The organism is Escherichia sp. WS568, assembly GCF_046486085.1.
GTDB classification, from domain to species: Bacteria; Pseudomonadota; Gammaproteobacteria; order Enterobacterales; family Enterobacteriaceae; genus Escherichia; species Escherichia coli.
Window position 1 is genome coordinate 105,956 of the sequence record NZ_JBJQMC010000016.1, and the last position, 19,067, is coordinate 125,022.

Sequence of the window (19,067 nt, forward strand, 5' to 3'; positions counted from 1 at the left end):
TATGCAAAAAGTTGTCCTCGCAACCGGCAATGCCGGTAAAGTGCGTGAGCTGGCGTCGCTGCTTAGCGACTTCGGTCTTGATATCGTGGCCCAAACAGACCTCGGCGTAGATTCCGCTGAAGAAACCGGCCTGACCTTTATCGAAAATGCGATTCTGAAAGCGCGCCATGCGGCAAAAGTGACCGGTTTACCGGCAATTGCCGACGACTCTGGTCTGGCGGTAGATGTGCTTGGCGGAGCGCCGGGCATTTACTCCGCGCGTTATTCCGGTGAAGACGCGACCGATCAAAAGAATCTGCAAAAATTGCTGGAAACACTGAAAGACGTACCGGACGACCAACGTCAGGCGCGTTTCCACTGCGTGCTGGTATATCTGCGTCACGCGGAAGATCCCACTCCGCTGGTGTGCCACGGTAGCTGGCCGGGCGTGATTACTCGTGAACCAGCGGGCACTGGTGGCTTTGGTTATGATCCAATCTTCTTCGTACCTTCCGAAGGGAAAACCGCTGCCGAACTGACCCGCGAAGAAAAGAGCGCCATTTCCCACCGTGGTCAGGCATTGAAACTGCTGCTGGACGCTTTACGTAATGGTTAAATTACCGCCGCTGAGTCTCTACATTCACATCCCGTGGTGCGTGCAGAAATGCCCGTACTGCGATTTCAACTCTCACGCGTTGAAAGGAGAAGTGCCGCACGACGATTATGTTCAGCATCTGCTTAACGATCTGGACAACGATGTGGCTTACGCTCAGAGCCGTGAAGTAAAGACAATTTTTATTGGCGGTGGTACGCCGAGCCTGCTTTCCGGCCCGGCGATGCAAACGCTGCTGGACGGCGTGCGTGCGCGTTTGCCGCTGGCAGCGGATGCAGAAATTACTATGGAAGCGAACCCTGGTACGGTAGAAGCCGATCGCTTTGTCGATTATCAGCGTGCTGGTGTGAACCGCATCTCTATTGGTGTGCAGAGTTTTAGCGAAGAAAAGCTGAAACGACTTGGGCGCATTCATGGCCCGCAAGAAGCGAAACGAGCTGCGAAGCTGGCGAGCGGTTTAGGGTTACGTAGCTTTAACCTCGATTTGATGCATGGGCTGCCGGATCAATCACTGGAAGAGGCGCTAGGCGATCTGCGCCAGGCTATTGAACTGAATCCTCCGCATCTTTCCTGGTATCAACTGACCATCGAACCTAATACGCTGTTTGGCTCTCGCCCACCGGTGCTGCCGGACGACGATGCGTTGTGGGATATATTCGAACAGGGGCATCAGTTATTAACCGCAGCGGGCTATCAGCAGTATGAAACATCCGCTTACGCCAAACCAGGTTATCAGTGCCAGCACAATCTCAACTACTGGCGATTTGGCGACTACATCGGTATTGGCTGCGGCGCGCACGGCAAAGTCACCTTCCTGGATGGTCGCATTCTGCGTACCACCAAAACGCGTCATCCGCGTGGTTTTATGCAGGGAAGATATCTGGAAAGCCAGCGTGATGTCGATGCTGCAGATAAACCGTTTGAGTTCTTTATGAATCGCTTCCGTCTGCTGGAAGCCGCGCCGCGCGTGGAGTTTAGCCAGTATACTGGCCTTTCTGAAGAAGTTATTCGCCCACAGTTAGAAGAGGCTATCGCTCAGGGTTATCTCACAGAATGTGCAGATTACTGGCAGATAACGGAACATGGGAAGTTGTTTTTAAATTCGTTGCTGGAGCTTTTTCTGGCGGAGTAAATTTGTATTGCCGGATGCGGCGTGCGTGTACGCAGCATCCGGCAACAACTCATGCGTCATCGCAAAAATTACTTAATCACCCCATTGCGCCGCAATTGTTCGGTATCTTTTTTCCAGCGTTCATTAGCCTGGTTGATATCGTCAATTTTCATCAAAATCACGACTTTTTTACTGTTTATTTCTGAAACTTTCATCGTTAACGGATATTGCCCTTTTTCGAGCGTTATCCAGTCATCCTGCAATTTACGGCTAAGTTTTTGTGATTGCAGAAAAGTCTGTCGCCGTTGTTCGTTTATATCGAAATCTCGCTTCTGCTGAATCGGCACTTCATAACACTCTTCACTCTGTTTATGACATGCCGCAATCGCCGGTTGATAAACCTCTTTGTCATATTTAACCGCGAACGCCTCGCTATCGTTCTGTTTATTAAACTCATCACGCTGTTGGTGAATTTTTTTAAAGGCGTCTTCGCGGGTCATTTGCTTACCGTTTGCATCTTTTCCCCAATATGCATCCGCTGCTTTCTGCGCCGCCACCATTTGCTTATCAAGCGCTTTCACTTCCTTTTCCAGCGCAGGAATCGAGTTCTTCTGGTTATTCAACGCTGATTCAAGCTGACTAAAGCGATAATTGAAATCTTCGCTATTCACGATCAGATATTTATTATTCGTTTTGATATCGTCGACCACCCGCCCACGATCGCTGGCTGCCGCCTGAAAAGAGTAAAAGTTCACCGACCAGCCAGACGCTGGCGTTCCTTTACTGGTTAACATCGCCGAAAATTTTACCGGTTTATCTTTCGTCCAGGTCTGTTCGAGCAGTTCGTAATCTGCCAGTTGACCGACCCAGGTATAGAGATCGTCACTGGAAGAGACATCGCCTTCCGCTGACCAGGTGGCCTGATTACCCTTAGCATCAAGATTTTTTAAGGTGATAGCATCAAGCTTGAGAATGCCGTGATACTGCTTTTTGAATTGATCTTTTAAGATATTTTCAGTTGGCGGTTCGCCATCTGCCCAGACATTATCAGTCATCAACATAAGCAGCGCCGTGCCAACAATCCATTGCTTTTTCACCCGAAAACCCTCGCGCGGAATAATTTATTCTGGTGATTATCATTAGGGTGATGAAAATTGGCAATGGACGTAAGTCTGAAGTGAAAAAGCCCCGGCACGATACCGGGGCGAGGTGATTAGTACTGATTGAAGATCTGCTGGATCTGCTGCGGATCTTTGGTTTGCGTCAGAGCCAGCTGCAGCAGGACGCGCGCTTTTTGCGGGTTCAGCGTGCCAGAGGCGACGAAGCCGTATTTCGCATCATCCACTTCGGCATCCTGAGTGGTAGCGCCCGTCGGTACGCGGGAAGAACGCACGACTGCAGTGCCGTTTTTCGCGGCGGTCGCCAGCGTGTCGAACACAGATTTATACAGGTTACCATTACCCACACCAGCGCTAACGATGCCATCATAGCCCGCATCTACCAGTGCTTTAGCCGGAAGATCGGATGCGTTAGCGTAGTTATAAACGATGCCGACTTTCGGCAGCTCATTCAGCTTAGAGACATCGAATGGCGTATCGCTGGTGTGCTTACGTGCCGGGGTACGTTGGTAGTCAATCTTACCGTTGTGAATGTATCCCAGAGGACCGTAGTTAACAGACTTGAAGGTCGCTACGTCGGTGGTGTTGGTTTTGGTGACATCGCGACCGTCCAGTACGGTGTCGTTCATCACAACCAGCACGCCACGATTAGCGGAGGCTTTATCAGCTGCGGTCACTACCGCGTTATACAGGTTGAATGGACCGTCTGCGCTCATGGACGTGGACGGGCGCATTGCGCCGACCATCACCACCGGTTTGTCGCATTTCACCGTCAGGTCGAGGAAGTAAGCGGTTTCTTCCATCGTGTCGGTACCGTGGGTAATGACGAAGCCGTCGGTTTTATCGCAGTCGGTGTTAATTTTTTTCGCCAGTGTCAGCCAGACATTATCGTTCATGTCCTGGGAGCCGATATTCACTACCTGCTCGCCTTTAACGTTCGCAATGTCCTTCAGTTGCGGCACCGCATTAACCAGATTTTCTACGCCAACTTTACCCGCTGTGTAGTTAGATTTGGTTGCGGAGTCACCACCACCGGCAATGGTCCCGCCGGTTGCTAAAATGGTGATATTGGGTAATGCCAATGCTGCACCACTAAAACCCATAACCAGTGCGGCAAGTGCCGTCTTTTTGAAAAACTCCATTTCATTCCTCCAGTTACGTGAACGCTACGCATTATCCCTTAGCTTTGTATGGGAAATTTGACGTTAAACAATTTACAACGTGAATATATTTTGGAGATCTACAAAGTTAGAGGCAGGTAACAAAACGAAGAATTAAACGGCATAAAAAAGTATTATGCCGTCTTAAAATAGAGGATTATTTTAAATTCCCGACCAGGGCTTTGCGACTATCTTCCAGAGTCACAACGCGGCTACAAACATCTTTGCCAAACTGTTGGAAATCTTTTTCCTGCTTTTTCCATTCGGTTTGGATTGAGGATTGCAGACCGCCCAGGCTTCCCAGCACATTCTGTAATGGGTTACCGCCGCTTTTCAGCACCGCTTTCGCGCCCATTTCATTAATGCTGTCCTGTAAAATTCCGCCCATTGCCTGATTAACTAATTGCTGGCCTTCGGCGCGAACCTGATCAATGGCTTTATAGTGGAACGTCAGGCCATCGCTGCGCGTTTCGATAATGCGGTTCATCTGCTCTTTCAGCTGCGCATCAAGTTTGGTCAGACGGCTGCGCATTTTGCTGCTTTCGCCCATCTCCTGAACGATAATTTTATCCAGCGCAATACGGGCTTTCTCGACGCGGCTTTTCGCGCCTTCATCAATCCACGGCAGCGTGCTACGCAGTTCAGCCTGATAATCCTTCGCCTGCTCGCGCTGGGCGGCGTTCAGGGAATATTGCTTACCGTTATACATCACGTTGCCGTCTGGCGTGATCACCAGATTGCCGTTTTCGCCCTTCACCTGCACGGTTTGCGGGCTGACAATCACATCGTCACGCGGCGTGACGCTGCACTGGTAGTCGGCGTGAGCGGTCATCGCCGTCACTGAAAGTGCTGCCGCCAGCAGCATTTTGCGCATCATAGTCTTCCCTCAAGAACAAATCAGGCCAGCATTTGCTGGCCCCAGATTGATAACAAAGTACATGTCATCCATGCCGGATGCGGCGTAAACGCCTTATCAGGCCTACTCGATTGTGCATCTTTCCAGGCCTGATAAGCGTAGCGCATCAGACAGTTTTGCATTTGTCATCGCCCGTATGCTTTCTTAGTCCCACCAAACGTCGAAAAGTTCGCTGGTGCGTACCTCATCCAGTTTGCGCTCTTCCAGCCACTTACGCACAATCGCCTGATGTTCTTCGGTGCATTTGCCGATTTCCTGCATGCAGATCAGACCTTCCCAGGCCAGATAACCGCTGCCGTCAAAGGCCAGTTTGTTCGGTTCGATAACCTCGTTAATAAAATCATCAACGGTTTTATCAATCTGTTCTTCCGATGTACCTTCCGGGAATCGCCATGCCACCGAAAATCCTAATTCCTGGAATTCGTCGATGTGCATTTTTTTACGCAGACGACGGCTACGGTTCTTTGCCATTATTTCACCCTCTCGAACATTAAGTCCCATACTCCGTGACCAAGACGATGACCACGTTGTTCAAATTTCGTCACCGGACGTGATGCCGGACGCGGCACGTAATCATTGCTCTCTGACAGGTTTTTATAACCGTCAATCGAAGACATCACTTCAAGCATATGTTCCGCATAAGGTTCCCAGTCGGTCGCCATATGGAATACGCCCCCCAGCTGCAGTTTGCTTTTTACCAGTTCGGCAAACGGCACCTGAACGATACGGCGTTTATTATGGCGCGCTTTGTGCCACGGGTCAGGAAAAAAGAGCTGCACCATGCGCAATGAATTGTCAGGAATCATTTTATGCAGCACTTCAACCGCATCGTGGCACATCACGCGCAGGTTGCTTAAGCCCTCTTCATGCGCAGAAGCCAGGCACGCACCAACGCCCGGTGAATGCACTTCAATGCCGAGGAAGTCCTGCTCAGGGCGATCTTTAGCCATTGCCACCAGCGACGCCCCCATGCCAAAACCAATCTCAAGCGTCACCGGCGCTTCTCGGCCAAAAAGCGCGGGGAAATCCAGCATATCTTCGCTGAACTCAACGCCCATCACCGGCCAGTAGTTTTCCAGCGCATGTTCCTGGCCTTTTGTCAGTCGCCCCTGGCGGCGCACAAAACTACGGATACGGCGCAGTGGGCGGCCGTTTTCATCAAATTCCGGTGAGATGACGTCGTTTTTCATAAAGATTTAGTCGCTTGTGAAAGTGTTCTGAAAACGGGCATTATCCAAAGTTAGTTGCCGGATGCAAGCATGATAAGGCCGTGGCTGCGGAAAGTTCCGGTTTACACCCTGCCGTCGCTGTGCTGCAATCTTGCCCCCAACAACAGTGAATTCGGTGACCATGCAAGCGTCGCAATTTTCAGCCCAGGTTCTGGACTGGTACGATAAATACGGGCGGAAAACGCTGCCCTGGCAAATTGACAAGACGCCCTACAAAGTATGGCTCTCAGAAGTGATGTTGCAACAAACTCAGGTTGCGACTGTTATCCCCTATTTTGAACGCTTTATGGCGCGCTTCCCGACGGTGACCGATCTCGCCAATGCACCGCTGGATGAAGTTCTCCACTTGTGGACCGGGCTTGGCTATTACGCCCGCGCGCGCAATCTGCATAAAGCGGCACAACAAGTGGCCACCTTACACAGCGGTAAATTCCCGGAAACCTTTGAAGAAGTCGCGGCGTTACCAGGCGTCGGGCGTTCTACCGCAGGCGCGATTCTCTCGCTTTCTCTGGGTAAGCACTTTCCGATTCTCGACGGTAACGTCAAACGGGTGCTGGCGCGCTGCTATGCTGTAAGCGGCTGGCCTGGGAAAAAAGAGGTCGAGAATAAACTGTGGAGTTTAAGCGAGCAGGTGACGCCCGCGGTTGGCGTGGAACGGTTTAATCAGGCGATGATGGATTTGGGCGCGATGATTTGCACGCGCTCGAAGCCGAAATGTTCGTTCTGTCCGCTACAAAACGGATGTATTGCCACCGCTAACAATAGCTGGTCGCTTTATCCGGGCAAAAAACCGAAACAGACGCTGCCGGAGCGTACTGGCTACTTTCTGCTGTTACAGCACGAAGATGAAGTATTGCTGGCGCAGCGTCCGCCGAGCGGATTGTGGGGCGGTTTATACTGTTTCCCGCAGTTTGCCGACGAAGAAAGTTTGCGGCAATGGCTGGCGCAACGGCAGATTGTTGCTGATAACCTGACGCAGCTGACCGCGTTTCGCCATACCTTCAGCCATTTCCACTTAGATATTGTGCCTATGTGGCTTCCCGTGTCGTCATTCACCGGCTGCATGGATGAAGGCAATGCGCTCTGGTATAACTTAGCGCAACCGCCGTCAGTTGGCCTGGCGGCTCCCGTGGAGCGTTTGTTACAGCAGTTACGCACTGGCGCGCCGGTTTAGCGCGTGAGTCGATAAAGAGGATGATTTATGAGCAGAACGATTTTTTGTACTTTCCTGCAACGTGAAGCAGAAGGTCAGGATTTTCAGCTGTACCCCGGCGAGCTGGGAAAACGCATCTATAACGAGATCTCCAAAGAAGCCTGGGCGCAGTGGCAGCACAAACAAACCATGCTGATTAATGAAAAGAAACTCAACATGATGAATGCCGAGCACCGCAAGCTGCTGGAGCAGGAGATGGTCAACTTCCTGTTCGAGGGTAAAGAGGTGCATATCGAGGGCTATACGCCGGAAGATAAAAAATAAAAACAGTGCCGGAGCACGCCTCCGGCAACTTGCATAAAACAAACACAACACGCACCCGGAATGATGAAAAAATATCTCGCGCTGGCTTTGATTGCGCCGTTGCTCATCTCCTGTTCGACGACCAAAAAAGGCGATACCTATAACGAAGCCTGGGTCAAAGACACCAACGGTTTTGATATTCTGATGGGGCAATTTGCCCACAATATTGAGAACATCTGGGGATTCAAAGAGGTGGTGATCGCCGGTCCTAAGGACTACGTGAAATACACCGATCAATATCAGACCCGCAGCCACATCAACTTCGATGACGGTACGATTACTATCGAAACCATCGCCGGGACAGAACCTGCCGCGCATCTGCGCCGGGCAATTATCAAAACGTTGCTGATGGGTGACGATCCGAGTTCGGTCGATCTCTATTCCGACGTTGATGACATTACGATTTCGAAAGAACCTTTCCTTTACGGTCAGGTGGTGGACAACACCGGGCAGCCGATTCGCTGGGAAGGTCGCGCGAGCAACTTCGCGGATTATCTGCTGAAAAACCGTCTGAAAAGCCGTAGCAACGGGCTACGAATCATCTATAGCGTCACCATTAACATGGTGCCAAACCACCTTGATAAACGTGCGCACAAATATCTCGGCATGGTCCGCCAGGCGTCACGGAAATATGGCGTTGATGAGTCGCTGATTCTGGCGATTATGCAGACCGAGTCATCCTTTAACCCGTATGCGGTCAGCCGTTCCGATGCGCTGGGATTAATGCAGGTGGTACAACATACTGCCGGGAAAGATGTGTTCCGCTCGCAGGGGAAATCCGGCACGCCGAGCCGCAGTTTCTTGTTTGATCCTGCCAGCAATATTGATATCGGCACCGCGTATCTGGCGATGCTGAACAATGTTTATCTCGGCGGAATTGATAACCCAACGTCGCGGCGTTATGCCGTCATCACCGCCTATAACGGCGGTGCAGGCAGCGTGCTGCGAGTCTTTTCGAATGACAAGATTCAGGCGGCCAATATTATTAACACCATGACGCCGGGCGATGTTTATCAAACGCTGACGACCCGCCATCCCTCTGCGGAATCTCGCCGTTATCTTTATAAAGTGAATACCGCGCAAAAATCCTACCGCCGCCGATAATTCCACTAACCGCCCCTGACGATGCTCAGGGGCAAAAATGTTATCCACATCACAATTTCGTTTTGCAAATTGGGAATGTTTGCAATTATTTGCCACAGGTAACAAAAAACCAGTCCGCGAAGTTGATAGAATCCCATCATCTCGCACGGTCAAATGTGCTTTTTCAAACACTCATCCGCATCACGATGTGAGGAAATTAACATGAATCTTAAGCTGCAGCTGAAAATCCTCTCTTTTCTGCAGTTCTGTCTGTGGGGAAGTTGGCTGACGACCCTCGGCTCCTATATGTTTGTTACCCTGAAGTTTGACGGTGCTTCTATCGGCGCAGTTTATAGTTCACTGGGTATCGCCGCGGTCTTTATGCCTGCGCTGCTGGGGATTGTGGCCGACAAATGGTTAAGTGCGAAATGGGTATATGCCATTTGCCACACCATTGGCGCTATCACGCTGTTCATGGCGGCACAGGTCACGACGCCGGAAGCGATGTTCCTTGTGATATTGATTAACTCGTTTGCTTATATGCCAACGCTTGGGTTAATCAACACCATCTCTTACTATCGCCTGCAAAATGCCGGGATGGATATCGTTACTGACTTCCCGCCAATCCGTATCTGGGGCACCATTGGCTTTATCATGGCAATGTGGGTGGTGAGCCTGTCTGGCTTCGAATTAAGCCACATGCAGCTGTATATTGGCGCAGCTCTTTCCGCCGTTCTGGTTCTGTTTACCCTGACTCTGCCGCACATTCCGGTTGCTAAACAGCAAGCGAATCAGAGCTGGACAACCCTGCTGGGCCTCGATGCATTCGCGCTGTTTAAAAACAAGCGTATGGCAATCTTCTTCATCTTCTCAATGCTGCTGGGCGCGGAACTGCAGATTACCAACATGTTCGGTAACACCTTCCTGCACAGTTTCGACAAAGATCCGATGTTTGCCAGCAGCTTCATCGTGCAGCATGCGTCAATCATCATGTCGATTTCGCAGATCTCTGAAACGCTGTTCATTCTGACCATCCCGTTCTTCTTAAGCCGCTACGGCATTAAGAACGTAATGATGATCAGTATCGTGGCGTGGATCCTGCGTTTTGCGCTGTTTGCTTACGGTGACCCGACTCCGTTCGGTACCGTGCTGCTGGTTCTGTCGATGATTGTTTACGGCTGCGCATTCGACTTCTTCAACATCTCTGGTTCGGTGTTTGTCGAAAAAGAAGTTAGCCCGGCAATTCGCGCCAGTGCGCAGGGGATGTTCCTGATGATGACTAACGGCTTCGGCTGTATCCTCGGCGGCATCGTGAGCGGTAAAGTGGTTGAGATGTACACCCAAAACGGCATTACCGACTGGCAGACCGTATGGCTGATTTTCGCGGGTTACTCCGTGGTTCTGGCCTTCGCGTTCATGGCGATGTTCAAATATAAACACGTTCGTGTCCCGACAGGCACACAGACGGTTAGCCACTAATTACGCAAAGAAAAACGGGTCGCCAGAAGGTGACCCGTTTTTTTTCTTACTTCAACACATAACCGTACAACCGTTTCATGCCATCCGCATCGGTTTCGCTATAGACACCTTGCAGCTCCGGTGAAAAACCTGGCAGCAAATTCACCCCTTCTTCCAGCGCAAGGAAATAACGTTGGACCGCCCCGCCCCAGACTTCCCCGGGCACCACGCAAAGCACGCCAGGGGGATAAGGCAACGCCCCTTCTGCCGCAATTCGCCCTTCGGCATCACGAATCCGCACCAACTCCACTTCACCGCGAATATAAGCGCTATGCGCATCCTGGGGATTCATCACCACTGACGGGAAACTCTGCTGGCGGAACATCGCTTTTTGTAGGTCTTTGACGTCGAAACTGACATACAAATCGTGCATCTCCTGACACAACTGGCGCAGGGTGTAGTCGCGATAGCGCACCGGATATTTGTTATAAATGCTCGGCAACACCTCAGCCAGCGGCGAGTCATCCTCAATATGCTGTTCAAATTGCGCCAGCATCGCCACCAGTTGCGCCAGCTTCTCGTGGCTTTCCGCCGGAGTTAATAAGAACAGAATGGAATTGAGATCGCACTTCTCCGGCACAATGCCGTTCTCACGCAGATAGTGCGCCAGAATCGTCGCCGGAACGCCAAAGTCGCTATATTCGCCGGTTTCAGCATCGATACCCGGCGTGGTGAGTAACAGCTTGCACGGATCAACAAAATACTGATCCGCGGCATATCCTTCAAAGCCGTGCCACTTCGCCCCCGGCTCAAAACTGAAAAAACGGCGGTCGCTGGCTAACACTGACGTCGGATAATCCTGCCACAATTTGCCATCAACAACGGGCGGGATAAACGGGCGGAACAGCTTACAGCGCGCAAGAATCGCCTTCCGGGCTTCAATCCCCAACGCAACGCACTCCGCCCACAGCCGACGCCCACTCTCCCCTTCATGAATTTTGGCGTTAACGTCCAGCGCGGCGAACAGCGGATAGAACGGGCTGGTAGAAGCATGGAGCATAAAGGCATTATTCAACCGCTTATGCGGGCAAAAACGCGCCTGTCCACGGATATGGTTATCTTTTTTATGGATCTGCGACGTCTGTGAGAATCCCGCCTGCTGTTTGTGCACCGACTGGGTCACAAAGATCCCCGGATCGTTTTCGTTAAGTTCTAACAGCAGCGGCGAGCTATCCGCCATCATCGGGATAAACTGTTCGTAACCGACCCACGCGGAATCAAACAGAATGTAATCACACAGATGCCCAACGGTATCGATCACCTGACGGGCGTTATAGACAGTGCCGTCATAGGTTCCCAGCTGAATAATCGCCAGGCGAAACGGGCGCGGCAACTCAGCTTTTTCTGGCGCAACGTCGCGAATTTGCTGGCGCAGATACTCTTCATTAAAACAGTGCGCATCAATACCGCCAATGAAACCAAACGGGTTACGTGAAACTTCCAGATAGACCGGCGTCGCCCCCGCCTGAATCAGCGCGCCGTGATGATTCGACTTATGGTTGTTACGGTCGAAGAGCACCAGATCGCCACGCGTTAACAGCGCATTCGTCACCACTTTATTCGCTGCCGATGTGCCGTTCAGCACAAAATAGGTTTTATCGGCATGAAAGACTTTGGCTGCGAATTTCTGCGCATCCTTCGCCGATCCTTCATGAATAAGCAGATCGCCCAATTTTACGTCAGCGTTACACATATCGGCGCGAAAGACGTTCTCACCAAAGAAATCGTAAAAATGGCGTCCGGCAGGATGCTTTTTAAAAAACGCACCATGTTGATGTCCAGGGCAAGTAAAGGTGCTGTTGCCCATCTCAACGTACTGCGTCAGCGTGTCATAAAACGGTGGCAGCAAATTCTCTTCATACTGACAGGCTGCGGATTCCAGCTCCAGCCACTGCTGCTCGTTGCCGTTGATTACCGCCGTAACGCCCGCAGGTAATTCAACAGCATGTTCGGAATACAAAAACACCGGTAGATGAAAACCGGTGCGCTTAAGCAACGCAAGAATGCCACTGCGACTATCCGCAGCGGTAATGACGACTGCCGCGACGTCCGTAAAATCAGTATCTCCCAACGCCACCACGCGACGATGAGAAGAAAGTCGGGATACCAGTTCACTACTGGCGGCAATATTCATTGATTTCATAAGCGCAAACCCGTTTCGGGGAAGTAAGAATACCGGACAAGGTGGAAAACCCTGCCCCATGAGATATGGGTCAAACTGGTCACCAGCTCCGACCGCCAGACATCAGTAAAAGCAGAAACGCTCTGATTTTACTGTTGTCCTGCAGTGAGCGTGCGTTAACTTCACCGCATGAGCAGTAACATAGAAAGGGAAACGTTTCGCGCGAAACGGCGATAAGCGAGAGAATGTAAGGAGATGGCGTGCATCGGGCAAACTCCGTACAGAGAGGAGAAAATTCGCGCAATCATGGCACCTTTCACCAGAGCGTGCAAGCCAGGACTTTGCGAACAAACAAGCCATCGAAGGAGCCAAACGTTCATAATAAGAAAATCAGACAATGCAGCTAACAGGAACTCTTGTGGTCATCGGTCCTTTTATCAACGCAAGTGCAGTATTACTGGGTGGCGTTCTCGGTGCACTCCTTAGTCAACGCTTACCGGAACGTATCCGCGTCTCCATGACATCAATTTTTGGTCTGGCATCGCTGGGGATTGGTATTTTACTGGTGGTGAAATGCGCCAACCTTCCGGCGATGGTTTTAGCAACCTTACTCGGTGCATTAATCGGCGAAATGTGTCTGCTGGAAAAAGGCGTCAATACCGCGGTCACCAAAGCACAAAATCTGTTTCGCCACTCACGTAAGAAGCCAGCGCATGAATCTTTTATTCAGAATTATGTCGCGATTATTGTCCTGTTTTGCGCCAGCGACACCGGGATCTTCGGGGCGATGAACGAAGGGATGACCGGCGACCCGAGTATTTTAATCGCCAAGTCATTTCTCGATTTCTTTACGGCGATGATCTTCGCCTGCTCGTTGGGTATTGCGGTGTCGGTAATTAGTATCCCATTACTGATACGCTGGCGTGGGCTGCCGCGCTGATATTACCGCTGACCACACCGTCGATGATGGCAGACTTCAGCGCCGTAGGCGGTTTATTGCTGCTGGCAACCGGATTACGCATCTGTGGCATTAAAATGTTCCCGGTGGTCAACATGCTTCCAGCACTCCTTCTGGCAATGCCGCTTTCCGCCGCCTGGACCGCCTGGTTTGCCTGACAATGCGTGCAATAGCGGCAAAGTGATGATAGATTGTGCAGTCTGCCCTAAATTGAAGAAATTTGATTGACGAGACGAGGCGAATCAGGTTTAATGCGCCCCGTTGCCCGGATAGCTCAGTCGGTAGAGCAGGGGATTGAAAATCCCCGTGTCCTTGGTTCGATTCCGAGTCCGGGCACCAAATTCATATCAACGGACCTCCACGGAGGTCCGTTTTTCGTTTCAGAACACCATGATTTAAGTGTTCTTCCTCCAAATCAATTCTACCGAACTCAACCAGATTCCCCCCACATCAACCCCATTGTGTGGGTATAATTGCGGGTATACCTCAGTTCGACAGAATTTGTACCCTCTTTAACGCATTCAGAAGGCTGAAATATGGCACTGACTGACGCAAAAATTCGGGCTGCAAAGCCCACTGACAAGGCGTATAAACTCACTGACGGAGCTGGCATGCTCATGCTGGTACATCCCAATAGTTCCCGTTACTGGCGTCTCCGTTATCGTATTTTGGGTAAGGAGAAGACTCTTGCACTTGGTGTGTATCCAGAAGTTTCTCTCTCCGAAGTTCGTGCAAAACGGGATGAGGCCCGAAAACTAATTTCGGCGGGGATTGACCCTTGCGAACAGAAAAGAGCTAAAAAAGTAGCCCCTGGTTTACAACTCTCTTTTGAACATATTGCACGACGCTGGCATGCCAGTAATAAACAATGGACACAATCACACAGCGATAAAGTACTCAAAAGCCTCGATACGCATGTTTTCCCTTTTATCGGCAACCGGGATATCACAAAACTCAACACTCCGGACCTGCTTATCCCAGTTCGCGCTGCAGAGGCTAAACAGATTTATGAAATCGCCAGTCGTCTGCAGCAAAGGATATCTGCTGTAATGCGTTATGCCGTACAGTCTGGCATCATCAGATATAATCCTGCTCTGGATATGGCTGGCGCATTGACCACTGTAAAACGCCAGCATCGCCCCGCTCTTGATCTTTCACGTCTTCCTGAACTTCTGTCCCGTATTGGCAGTTATAAAGGTCAGCCTGTTACCCGACTTGCTGTTATGCTGAATTTACTGGTTTTTATTCGCTCCAGTGAACTCAGATATGCCCGCTGGTCAGAAATTGATATTGAAAATGCCATGTGGACTATTCCTGCTGAACGCGAGCCTCTGCCAGGCGTAAATTTCTCGCACCGGGGTTCCAAGATGAGAACTCCGCATCTTGTTCCCCTCAGCAAGCAGGCTGTAGCTATACTTACAGAACTTCAGACATGGGCTGGTGAAAATGGTCTGGTCTTTACGGGAGCACATGACCCGCATAAACCAATCAGTGAAAACACCGTAAATAAAGCCCTCAGAGTTATGGGATATGACACAACCCAGGATATCTGTGGGCATGGATTCAGGACGATGGCATGTAGCGCGTTAATAGAATCAGGATTGTGGTCCCGTGATGCAGTGGAACGTCAGATGAGTCATCAGGAGCGTAATGGTGTACGTGCTGCTTACATTCATAAAGCAGAACATCTGGGAGAACGCCGACTGATGCTACAGTGGTGGGCCGATTTTCTGAATGCAAACAGAGAAAGATTTATCAGTCCATTTGAATATGCAAAGATTAATAATCCGTTAAAACAGTAATCATCCCGGGCAAATGCCCGGGAACTACTCCAGGACTATTTTCTTTGTTAAAAAAAGACAAACGGTATGAACTGATGTATTTACTGTTTACCTGATTGCACCCTGCAGGGGATTATCAGAATCCACGATTATTCATTATTTATATATATTCAATAAAAAGGAACCTCAAAAAAAATCCCGCACTCACAGGGTGATGCGGGATAACTGACGTAAGGAATGCTGCCGGGATTTGGTGGTCCCTTGTGCTGATATGAATACAGATTCTATTTTATACATAATACTTTTCAGTACAAGCGACTGTATTACAGTTTGCCATATATGATTACCTGTGATCCGGAAGAATAAGTGGCTGCAGCTTCAGACTGACCGCCGGTACAAGTTCGCTCAGAATAACCAACCTGAGTCGCAATATCGACAATGTACTCGCCCTGCTAGCGCATTTGCTTTACCATCTAAAAGTCTTCTCTGCTCAGTATGTTGATGTCCTTTCTGATGTAAGAACCTCTAGGAAACAACATGTTGGATGGATCGAGCTAATCCAAATGGTGATTTACCGTCTTATATCATTGGCGCTGACAATCCGGCGTTCCAGTTCGTCAATACGAGGAGAACATCCGTCAAGGCGGGGTAATAAAGCTCTTAAGCGGTCGTTGTTCCTGACAGCCTTCGCTGCACTCATAGCCCCAATATCCAGGGCCTACTACACAAACGACATAGCTAGGTGTTTATCGCCCTAGCAAGACAGCGCAGAAACGTTCTGTTCACCATAATATCTGACGGAGCTTTATATGTAAGCGTACAGCGAGGGCCGTATTGACGGGGATGTGTTATTCAGCTGGCAGTGCTATGCGCCACGGAAGCAGTTCGCTGACCCGGTTGACCGGCCAGTCTGCTATGACGCCAAGCACATGGCGAAGGTAGCTTTCTGGATCCACGTCATTCAGTTTGCACGTCCCGATCAGGCTGTACAGTAGCGCTCCCCGCTCACCACCATGGCCAGAGCCGAAGAACAGGGTCTTCATCTTTTCACGCAACCAGCTTTCCAGGGATTTCAACAGCGGTTTCGTTTTTCGCTGACGTTCAGCAAGCCGCTGCTCTGCCGGCATTCCCCTTATATCCGCCTCTATGGCGTACAACTGACCGATCTGCTCCAGGGCTTCTTCCGTCAGTGCTGACGGGATGCGGACGTGCACATCGTGGATCTTTCGGCGGGCATGAGCCCAGCAGGCAGCTTCCGTTATCCCACCATTGCGATACAGCTCGTTGAACCCGGCGTACGCATCCGCTTGCAGCACACCGCTGAAGCAAGCAAGATGAGTCTGCGGATGGATGCCTTTTCTGTCCGGGCTGTAAGCGAACCTCACTGCAGGTGCCAACGCTGACCCGGCATTGCGGTCATCACGAACATACGCCCACAACCGCCCGGTCTTCTTATTACCCGGCAGCAGTACCTGGACCGGGGTATCATCGGCATGGAGTTTGCCGTCAGTCATGACATAGCCATGAAGCGCCTCTTCCAGCGGAGACAGCAGCCGGCAGCATGCATCCACCCAGCCCGACAGCAGTGAACGGCTCAGCTCCACACCTTGCCGGCCGTATATTTCTGACTGGCAATACAGCGGGGTGTGCTCTGCATACTTCGAGGTCAGCACGCGGGCCAGCAGCCCCGGTCCGGCGATACCCCGCTCGATGGGCCGCGAAGGTGCAGGTGCCTGCACGATGGTATCGCACTGAGTACAGGCATGTTTTTCCCGTACCGTCCGGATAACCCGGAAGGCGCTACGCATCAACTCCAGCTGTTCGGCGGTATCCTCGCCCAGATAGCTCAGTGAACCGCCGCAGTTCGGGCAGCACGGCGCCGCAGGCAACAGTCGCTTTTCGTCACGGGGTAGTGATTCAGGGAACGGCTTACGGGTGCGGGTCTGACGCAACGGACGCTGTACTGCCGGGTCATACACCCTACCAGTCAGCGTATCGCTCTCTTTCTGAAGCCGGTTCAGATCGGCTTCCATTTGTGCGATACGGCGGGAGACTTTTTCGGAACGACTGCCGAAGTTCATCCGGCGGAGTTTATCCAGCTGCGCCTGCAGATGGTCTATTTCGCGCTCCCGGTTGCTCAGCTTTTCCTGCAGGGCGTGGATCAGCGCTTCCTGTTCGGCCAGGCGCTGTTTCAGCAGGAAGATGTCGTCAGAAGAGATGTCGTTCATAAGCCCGTATTTTACCGGGCTTATTCTGTGACAACCAGGATAAAGAGATTTACAGCATGGTCAGGGAGGTCAGCAGCCGCTTGGGCTGTCGCCAGTCGATACCTTCCAGCAGCATCGCCAGCTGCGCCTGCGTAAGGAACACTTTGCCATCACGGGCTGACGGCCAGGCGAAGCGCCCACGCTCCAGCCGTTTGGTCAGGAGGCACAGTCCGTCACCGGTGGACCACAGCAGTTTAACCTGACTGCCGCTGCGGCCCCGGAAAATGAAAATATGGCCGGACATGGGATCGTCTTTCAGCGCCGTTTGTACTTTCGCAGCCAGGCCGTTGAAGCTATTTCTCATATCGGTGATACCGGCAACCAGCCAAATTTTGGTCCCGGAAGGTAACGGGATCATCGCTTCAGTTCCTGTATCAGCAGAGTCAGGAGCTTTTCGCTGACATTGCCATTGAAGCGGAGCGTCCCGTGCCGGAACGTTACCTCACAGCTGATACTGAGGGTTTCCGGGTCCTCTGCGAGCGATTCTGGCTGTTCGGCAGCTGCATCGAGAGTCACAGGAAGTAGCTGGGGGCTCTCTGAAGAAGGTAATAGCAGCTTTCCCTCGCGCCATTGTTGTCGCCATTTGAACAACAGATTGGCGTTAATGCCATTTTCAAGAGCAAGTTTTGAGATGGATATCCCGGGTTCACAGGAGGCAGCAACGAGCTGCTGTTTAAATTCGGGAGGATAATTAGGGCAGCCTTTTCACCTGCCGGGAGTCACATTTTTCTGCATATCTGACACTTTGGTTCCCACTACTTATTTGGTGGACACCACTTTGTCTAATTCGTCAGATTCTGACCAGACGGTTCAGGCTGTACGCTTACCACTATTTTATCCCTGTTGAATTTGGTTAAGCCGGTGCAGACGCGCCGGGAAACGCACACCTGAACCGGCACAATAAAATACAATACAACCCCCTGTTACTGGAGATACGAATGGAATGACGAGGCAGCCTGTCAGTCACAGGGGGCTGTTGGCATAAAATCAACGGAAAGGCCACCAACACCGGAATTAAGCTCCACAGTCCCCGCACTGGCAATCCATTCCCGGGAAAGGCATCACCGCAAACTGCTCCGGAGGCAACCATTACAGCCTCTGTAACGGATTATCAGCCCTGGCATCTTCCGACGGCACCTCCTGCCGCCCCCACGCCCTGCTGTATACCCCGGTACCGCAGCGTGGGCAGCACTTTTCCCCCTCATAATCTTCGTCACACATCACACAAAACCACTTTCTCACCTTCACCGTATAATCCGGAACCGTCATGCCCTGCAGATGCAAACGACGGGCCTCTTTCTCCGCCGGGTCAAGCCAGGTACATCGCAGCAGGATTTTTTCAGCGACAGTCATCTGGTCATGTTCAAACCACGGTGGTTGTCCGTCATTGCCCCGCTGAAGTGTTAACGGGCATCCACAGGACACACAGCACAAAACGTCCTGTCGGTTGTGCTTCGCAGCTTCTTTCGCCGTAACAAAATGGCCTTTGCTGTCATTCGCCATATAACAGTTCAGAATTCGCATATTTCCTCCTGAGTTGTCCGGGGAATACTGAATCCTCCGGTCTGGCAGTGTGTGCAGTACTGCTCCCCATAATAATCGTGGTGACATTGTCTGCAGTGCCAGCTGGCTTTACGCACCACGGGTAAGGCATCCGGTACGAATTGCTGCAGACGTTTAATCAACTGTATTTCTC

At 51.2% G+C, this 19,067-nt stretch carries 19 protein-coding genes, 1 tRNA gene and 2 pseudogenes; 10 read left to right on the forward strand and 12 right to left on the reverse strand.

The features are described 5' to 3' along the window. Position 1: 1 nt before the first annotated feature. Both ACJHWR_RS17485 and hemW read left to right on the forward strand, forming a co-directional pair. Positions 2 to 595 carry an XTP/dITP diphosphatase gene (locus tag ACJHWR_RS17485; protein ID WP_001174747.1) on the forward strand — a complete coding sequence of 198 codons (594 nt, stop codon included), beginning with the start codon at positions 2 to 4 and terminating at the stop codon, positions 593 to 595. Then, positions 588 to 1,724, forward strand: coding sequence for a radical SAM family heme chaperone HemW (hemW, locus tag ACJHWR_RS17490; protein WP_000239978.1), 1,137 nt, complete (start codon positions 588 to 590; stop codon positions 1,722 to 1,724). The genes ACJHWR_RS17485 and hemW overlap by 8 nt, the downstream gene beginning before the upstream one ends. Before the next feature lie 68 nt (positions 1,725 to 1,792). On the opposite strand, the gene ACJHWR_RS17495 is transcribed toward hemW, so the two are convergent. From ACJHWR_RS17495 to trmB, 5 genes are all read right to left on the reverse strand, one after another. Next, complete coding sequence (locus ACJHWR_RS17495; protein WP_000745201.1) at positions 1,793 to 2,800, reverse strand: DUF1202 family protein; 1,008 nt, start codon at positions 2,798 to 2,800, stop codon at positions 1,793 to 1,795. Between the two features lie 116 nt (positions 2,801 to 2,916). Further along, positions 2,917 to 3,963, reverse strand: coding sequence for an L-asparaginase 2 (ansB, locus tag ACJHWR_RS17500; RefSeq protein WP_000394125.1), 1,047 nt, complete (start codon positions 3,961 to 3,963; stop codon positions 2,917 to 2,919). A 175-nt stretch (positions 3,964 to 4,138) separates the two neighbouring features. Next, positions 4,139 to 4,858 carry a DUF2884 domain-containing protein gene (locus ACJHWR_RS17505; RefSeq protein WP_000984796.1) on the reverse strand — a complete coding sequence of 240 codons (720 nt, stop codon included), beginning with the start codon at positions 4,856 to 4,858 and terminating at the stop codon, positions 4,139 to 4,141. Between the two features lie 183 nt (positions 4,859 to 5,041). Next, on the reverse strand, positions 5,042 to 5,368 hold the full coding sequence (locus ACJHWR_RS17510) for a YggL family protein (protein WP_001107564.1): 327 nt from the start codon (positions 5,366 to 5,368) through the stop codon (positions 5,042 to 5,044). Continuing rightward, a complete protein-coding gene (trmB, locus tag ACJHWR_RS17515) occupies positions 5,368 to 6,087 on the reverse strand; it encodes a tRNA (guanosine(46)-N7)-methyltransferase TrmB (RefSeq protein WP_000786911.1) in 720 nt (239 codons plus the stop codon). Before trmB ends, ACJHWR_RS17510 begins: the two co-directional genes overlap by 1 nt. A 160-nt stretch (positions 6,088 to 6,247) precedes the next feature. Between trmB and mutY the strand changes: the two genes are divergently transcribed. The 4 genes from mutY to nupG all read left to right on the forward strand — a co-directional run bounded on the left by mutY (position 6,248) and on the right by nupG (position 10,204). Further along, a complete protein-coding gene (gene mutY, locus ACJHWR_RS17520) occupies positions 6,248 to 7,300 on the forward strand; it encodes an A/G-specific adenine glycosylase (RefSeq protein WP_001376017.1) in 1,053 nt (350 codons plus the stop codon). 27 nt (positions 7,301 to 7,327) lie between these two features. Next, complete coding sequence (locus ACJHWR_RS17525) at positions 7,328 to 7,603, forward strand: oxidative damage protection protein (RefSeq protein WP_000091700.1); 276 nt, start codon at positions 7,328 to 7,330, stop codon at positions 7,601 to 7,603. 63 nt (positions 7,604 to 7,666) lie between these two features. Continuing rightward, on the forward strand, positions 7,667 to 8,746 hold the full coding sequence (gene mltC, locus ACJHWR_RS17530) for a membrane-bound lytic murein transglycosylase MltC (protein WP_001618095.1): 1,080 nt from the start codon (positions 7,667 to 7,669) through the stop codon (positions 8,744 to 8,746). Between the two features lie 201 nt (positions 8,747 to 8,947). Beyond that, on the forward strand, positions 8,948 to 10,204 hold the full coding sequence (nupG, locus tag ACJHWR_RS17535; RefSeq protein ID WP_001360964.1) for a nucleoside permease NupG: 1,257 nt from the start codon (positions 8,948 to 8,950) through the stop codon (positions 10,202 to 10,204). Between the two features lie 46 nt (positions 10,205 to 10,250). On the opposite strand, the gene speC is transcribed toward nupG, so the two are convergent. Then, a complete protein-coding gene (gene speC / locus ACJHWR_RS17540; protein ID WP_410226707.1) occupies positions 10,251 to 12,386 on the reverse strand; it encodes an ornithine decarboxylase in 2,136 nt (711 codons plus the stop codon). Positions 12,387 to 12,547: 161 nt separating this feature from the next. Further along, positions 12,548 to 12,631 (reverse strand): protein YqgH, encoded by an 84-nt coding sequence (yqgH, locus tag ACJHWR_RS17545; protein WP_211180506.1) that lies wholly within the window; start codon positions 12,629 to 12,631, stop codon positions 12,548 to 12,550. A 152-nt stretch (positions 12,632 to 12,783) separates the two neighbouring features. Here yqgH and ACJHWR_RS17550 point away from each other — a divergent pair. The 4 genes and pseudogenes from ACJHWR_RS17550 to ACJHWR_RS17565 form a co-directional block, all read left to right on the forward strand. Continuing rightward, positions 12,784 to 13,481, forward strand: a pseudogene (locus ACJHWR_RS17550) (DUF554 domain-containing protein). A 105-nt stretch (positions 13,482 to 13,586) separates the two neighbouring features. Next, positions 13,587 to 13,662, forward strand: a tRNA-Phe gene (locus tag ACJHWR_RS17555). Between the two features lie 197 nt (positions 13,663 to 13,859). Continuing rightward, on the forward strand, positions 13,860 to 15,125 hold the full coding sequence (locus ACJHWR_RS17560) for a tyrosine-type recombinase/integrase (protein WP_001218889.1): 1,266 nt from the start codon (positions 13,860 to 13,862) through the stop codon (positions 15,123 to 15,125). 566 nt (positions 15,126 to 15,691) lie between these two features. After that, positions 15,692 to 15,942 (forward strand): annotated as a pseudogene (locus ACJHWR_RS17565) (IS110 family transposase); the annotation flags it as partial. Between the two features lie 10 nt (positions 15,943 to 15,952). Here the strand turns inward: ACJHWR_RS17565 and tnpC are convergent. From tnpC to ACJHWR_RS17590, 5 genes are all read right to left on the reverse strand, one after another. Then, positions 15,953 to 17,332, reverse strand: coding sequence for an IS66 family transposase (gene tnpC / locus ACJHWR_RS17570; RefSeq protein WP_047938425.1), 1,380 nt, complete (start codon positions 17,330 to 17,332; stop codon positions 15,953 to 15,955). A gap of 49 nt (positions 17,333 to 17,381) precedes the next feature. After that, positions 17,382 to 17,729, reverse strand: coding sequence for an IS66 family insertion sequence element accessory protein TnpB (tnpB, locus tag ACJHWR_RS17575; protein ID WP_000612632.1), 348 nt, complete (start codon positions 17,727 to 17,729; stop codon positions 17,382 to 17,384). Next, entirely contained in the window at positions 17,726 to 18,010 is a 285-nt protein-coding gene (locus ACJHWR_RS17580; RefSeq protein WP_072128014.1) for a transposase, read from the reverse strand. Before ACJHWR_RS17580 ends, tnpB begins: the two co-directional genes overlap by 4 nt. Positions 18,011 to 18,460: 450 nt before the next feature. Next, entirely contained in the window at positions 18,461 to 18,895 is a 435-nt protein-coding gene (locus ACJHWR_RS17585; RefSeq protein ID WP_001221615.1) for a zinc-ribbon domain-containing protein, read from the reverse strand. Then, on the reverse strand, positions 18,883 to 19,067 hold a 185-nt coding region (locus ACJHWR_RS17590; RefSeq protein ID WP_214144657.1), incomplete at its 5' end, for a putative zinc ribbon protein. The genes ACJHWR_RS17585 and ACJHWR_RS17590, both read right to left, overlap by 13 nt.

Bases quoted from the DNA above. Each gene is read 5' to 3' on its own strand.
- ACJHWR_RS17485 (WP_001174747.1), top strand. From the start codon at position 2: ATGCAAAAAGTTGTCCTCGCAACCGGCAATGCCGGTAAAGTGCGTGAG.
- hemW (WP_000239978.1), top strand. From the start codon at position 588: ATGGTTAAATTACCGCCGCTGAGTCTCTACATTCACATCCCGTGGTGC.
- tnpC (WP_047938425.1), bottom strand. From the start codon at position 17,332: ATGAACGACATCTCTTCTGACGACATCTTCCTGCTGAAACAGCGCCTG.
- trmB (WP_000786911.1), bottom strand. From the start codon at position 6,087: ATGAAAAACGACGTCATCTCACCGGAATTTGATGAAAACGGCCGCCCA.
- mutY (WP_001376017.1), top strand. From the start codon at position 6,248: ATGCAAGCGTCGCAATTTTCAGCCCAGGTTCTGGACTGGTACGATAAA.
- nupG (WP_001360964.1), top strand. From the start codon at position 8,948: ATGAATCTTAAGCTGCAGCTGAAAATCCTCTCTTTTCTGCAGTTCTGT.
- ACJHWR_RS17505 (WP_000984796.1), bottom strand. From the start codon at position 4,858: ATGATGCGCAAAATGCTGCTGGCGGCAGCACTTTCAGTGACGGCGATG.
- ansB (WP_000394125.1), bottom strand. From the start codon at position 3,963: ATGGAGTTTTTCAAAAAGACGGCACTTGCCGCACTGGTTATGGGTTTT.
- yqgH (WP_211180506.1), bottom strand. From the start codon at position 12,631: ATGCACGCCATCTCCTTACATTCTCTCGCTTATCGCCGTTTCGCGCGA.
- mltC (WP_001618095.1), top strand. From the start codon at position 7,667: ATGAAAAAATATCTCGCGCTGGCTTTGATTGCGCCGTTGCTCATCTCC.
- ACJHWR_RS17525 (WP_000091700.1), top strand. From the start codon at position 7,328: ATGAGCAGAACGATTTTTTGTACTTTCCTGCAACGTGAAGCAGAAGGT.
- speC (WP_410226707.1), bottom strand. From the start codon at position 12,386: ATGAAATCAATGAATATTGCCGCCAGTAGTGAACTGGTATCCCGACTT.
- ACJHWR_RS17560 (WP_001218889.1), top strand. From the start codon at position 13,860: ATGGCACTGACTGACGCAAAAATTCGGGCTGCAAAGCCCACTGACAAG.
- ACJHWR_RS17585 (WP_001221615.1), bottom strand. From the start codon at position 18,895: ATGCGAATTCTGAACTGTTATATGGCGAATGACAGCAAAGGCCATTTT.
- tnpB (WP_000612632.1), bottom strand. From the start codon at position 17,729: ATGATCCCGTTACCTTCCGGGACCAAAATTTGGCTGGTTGCCGGTATC.
- ACJHWR_RS17510 (WP_001107564.1), bottom strand. From the start codon at position 5,368: ATGGCAAAGAACCGTAGCCGTCGTCTGCGTAAAAAAATGCACATCGAC.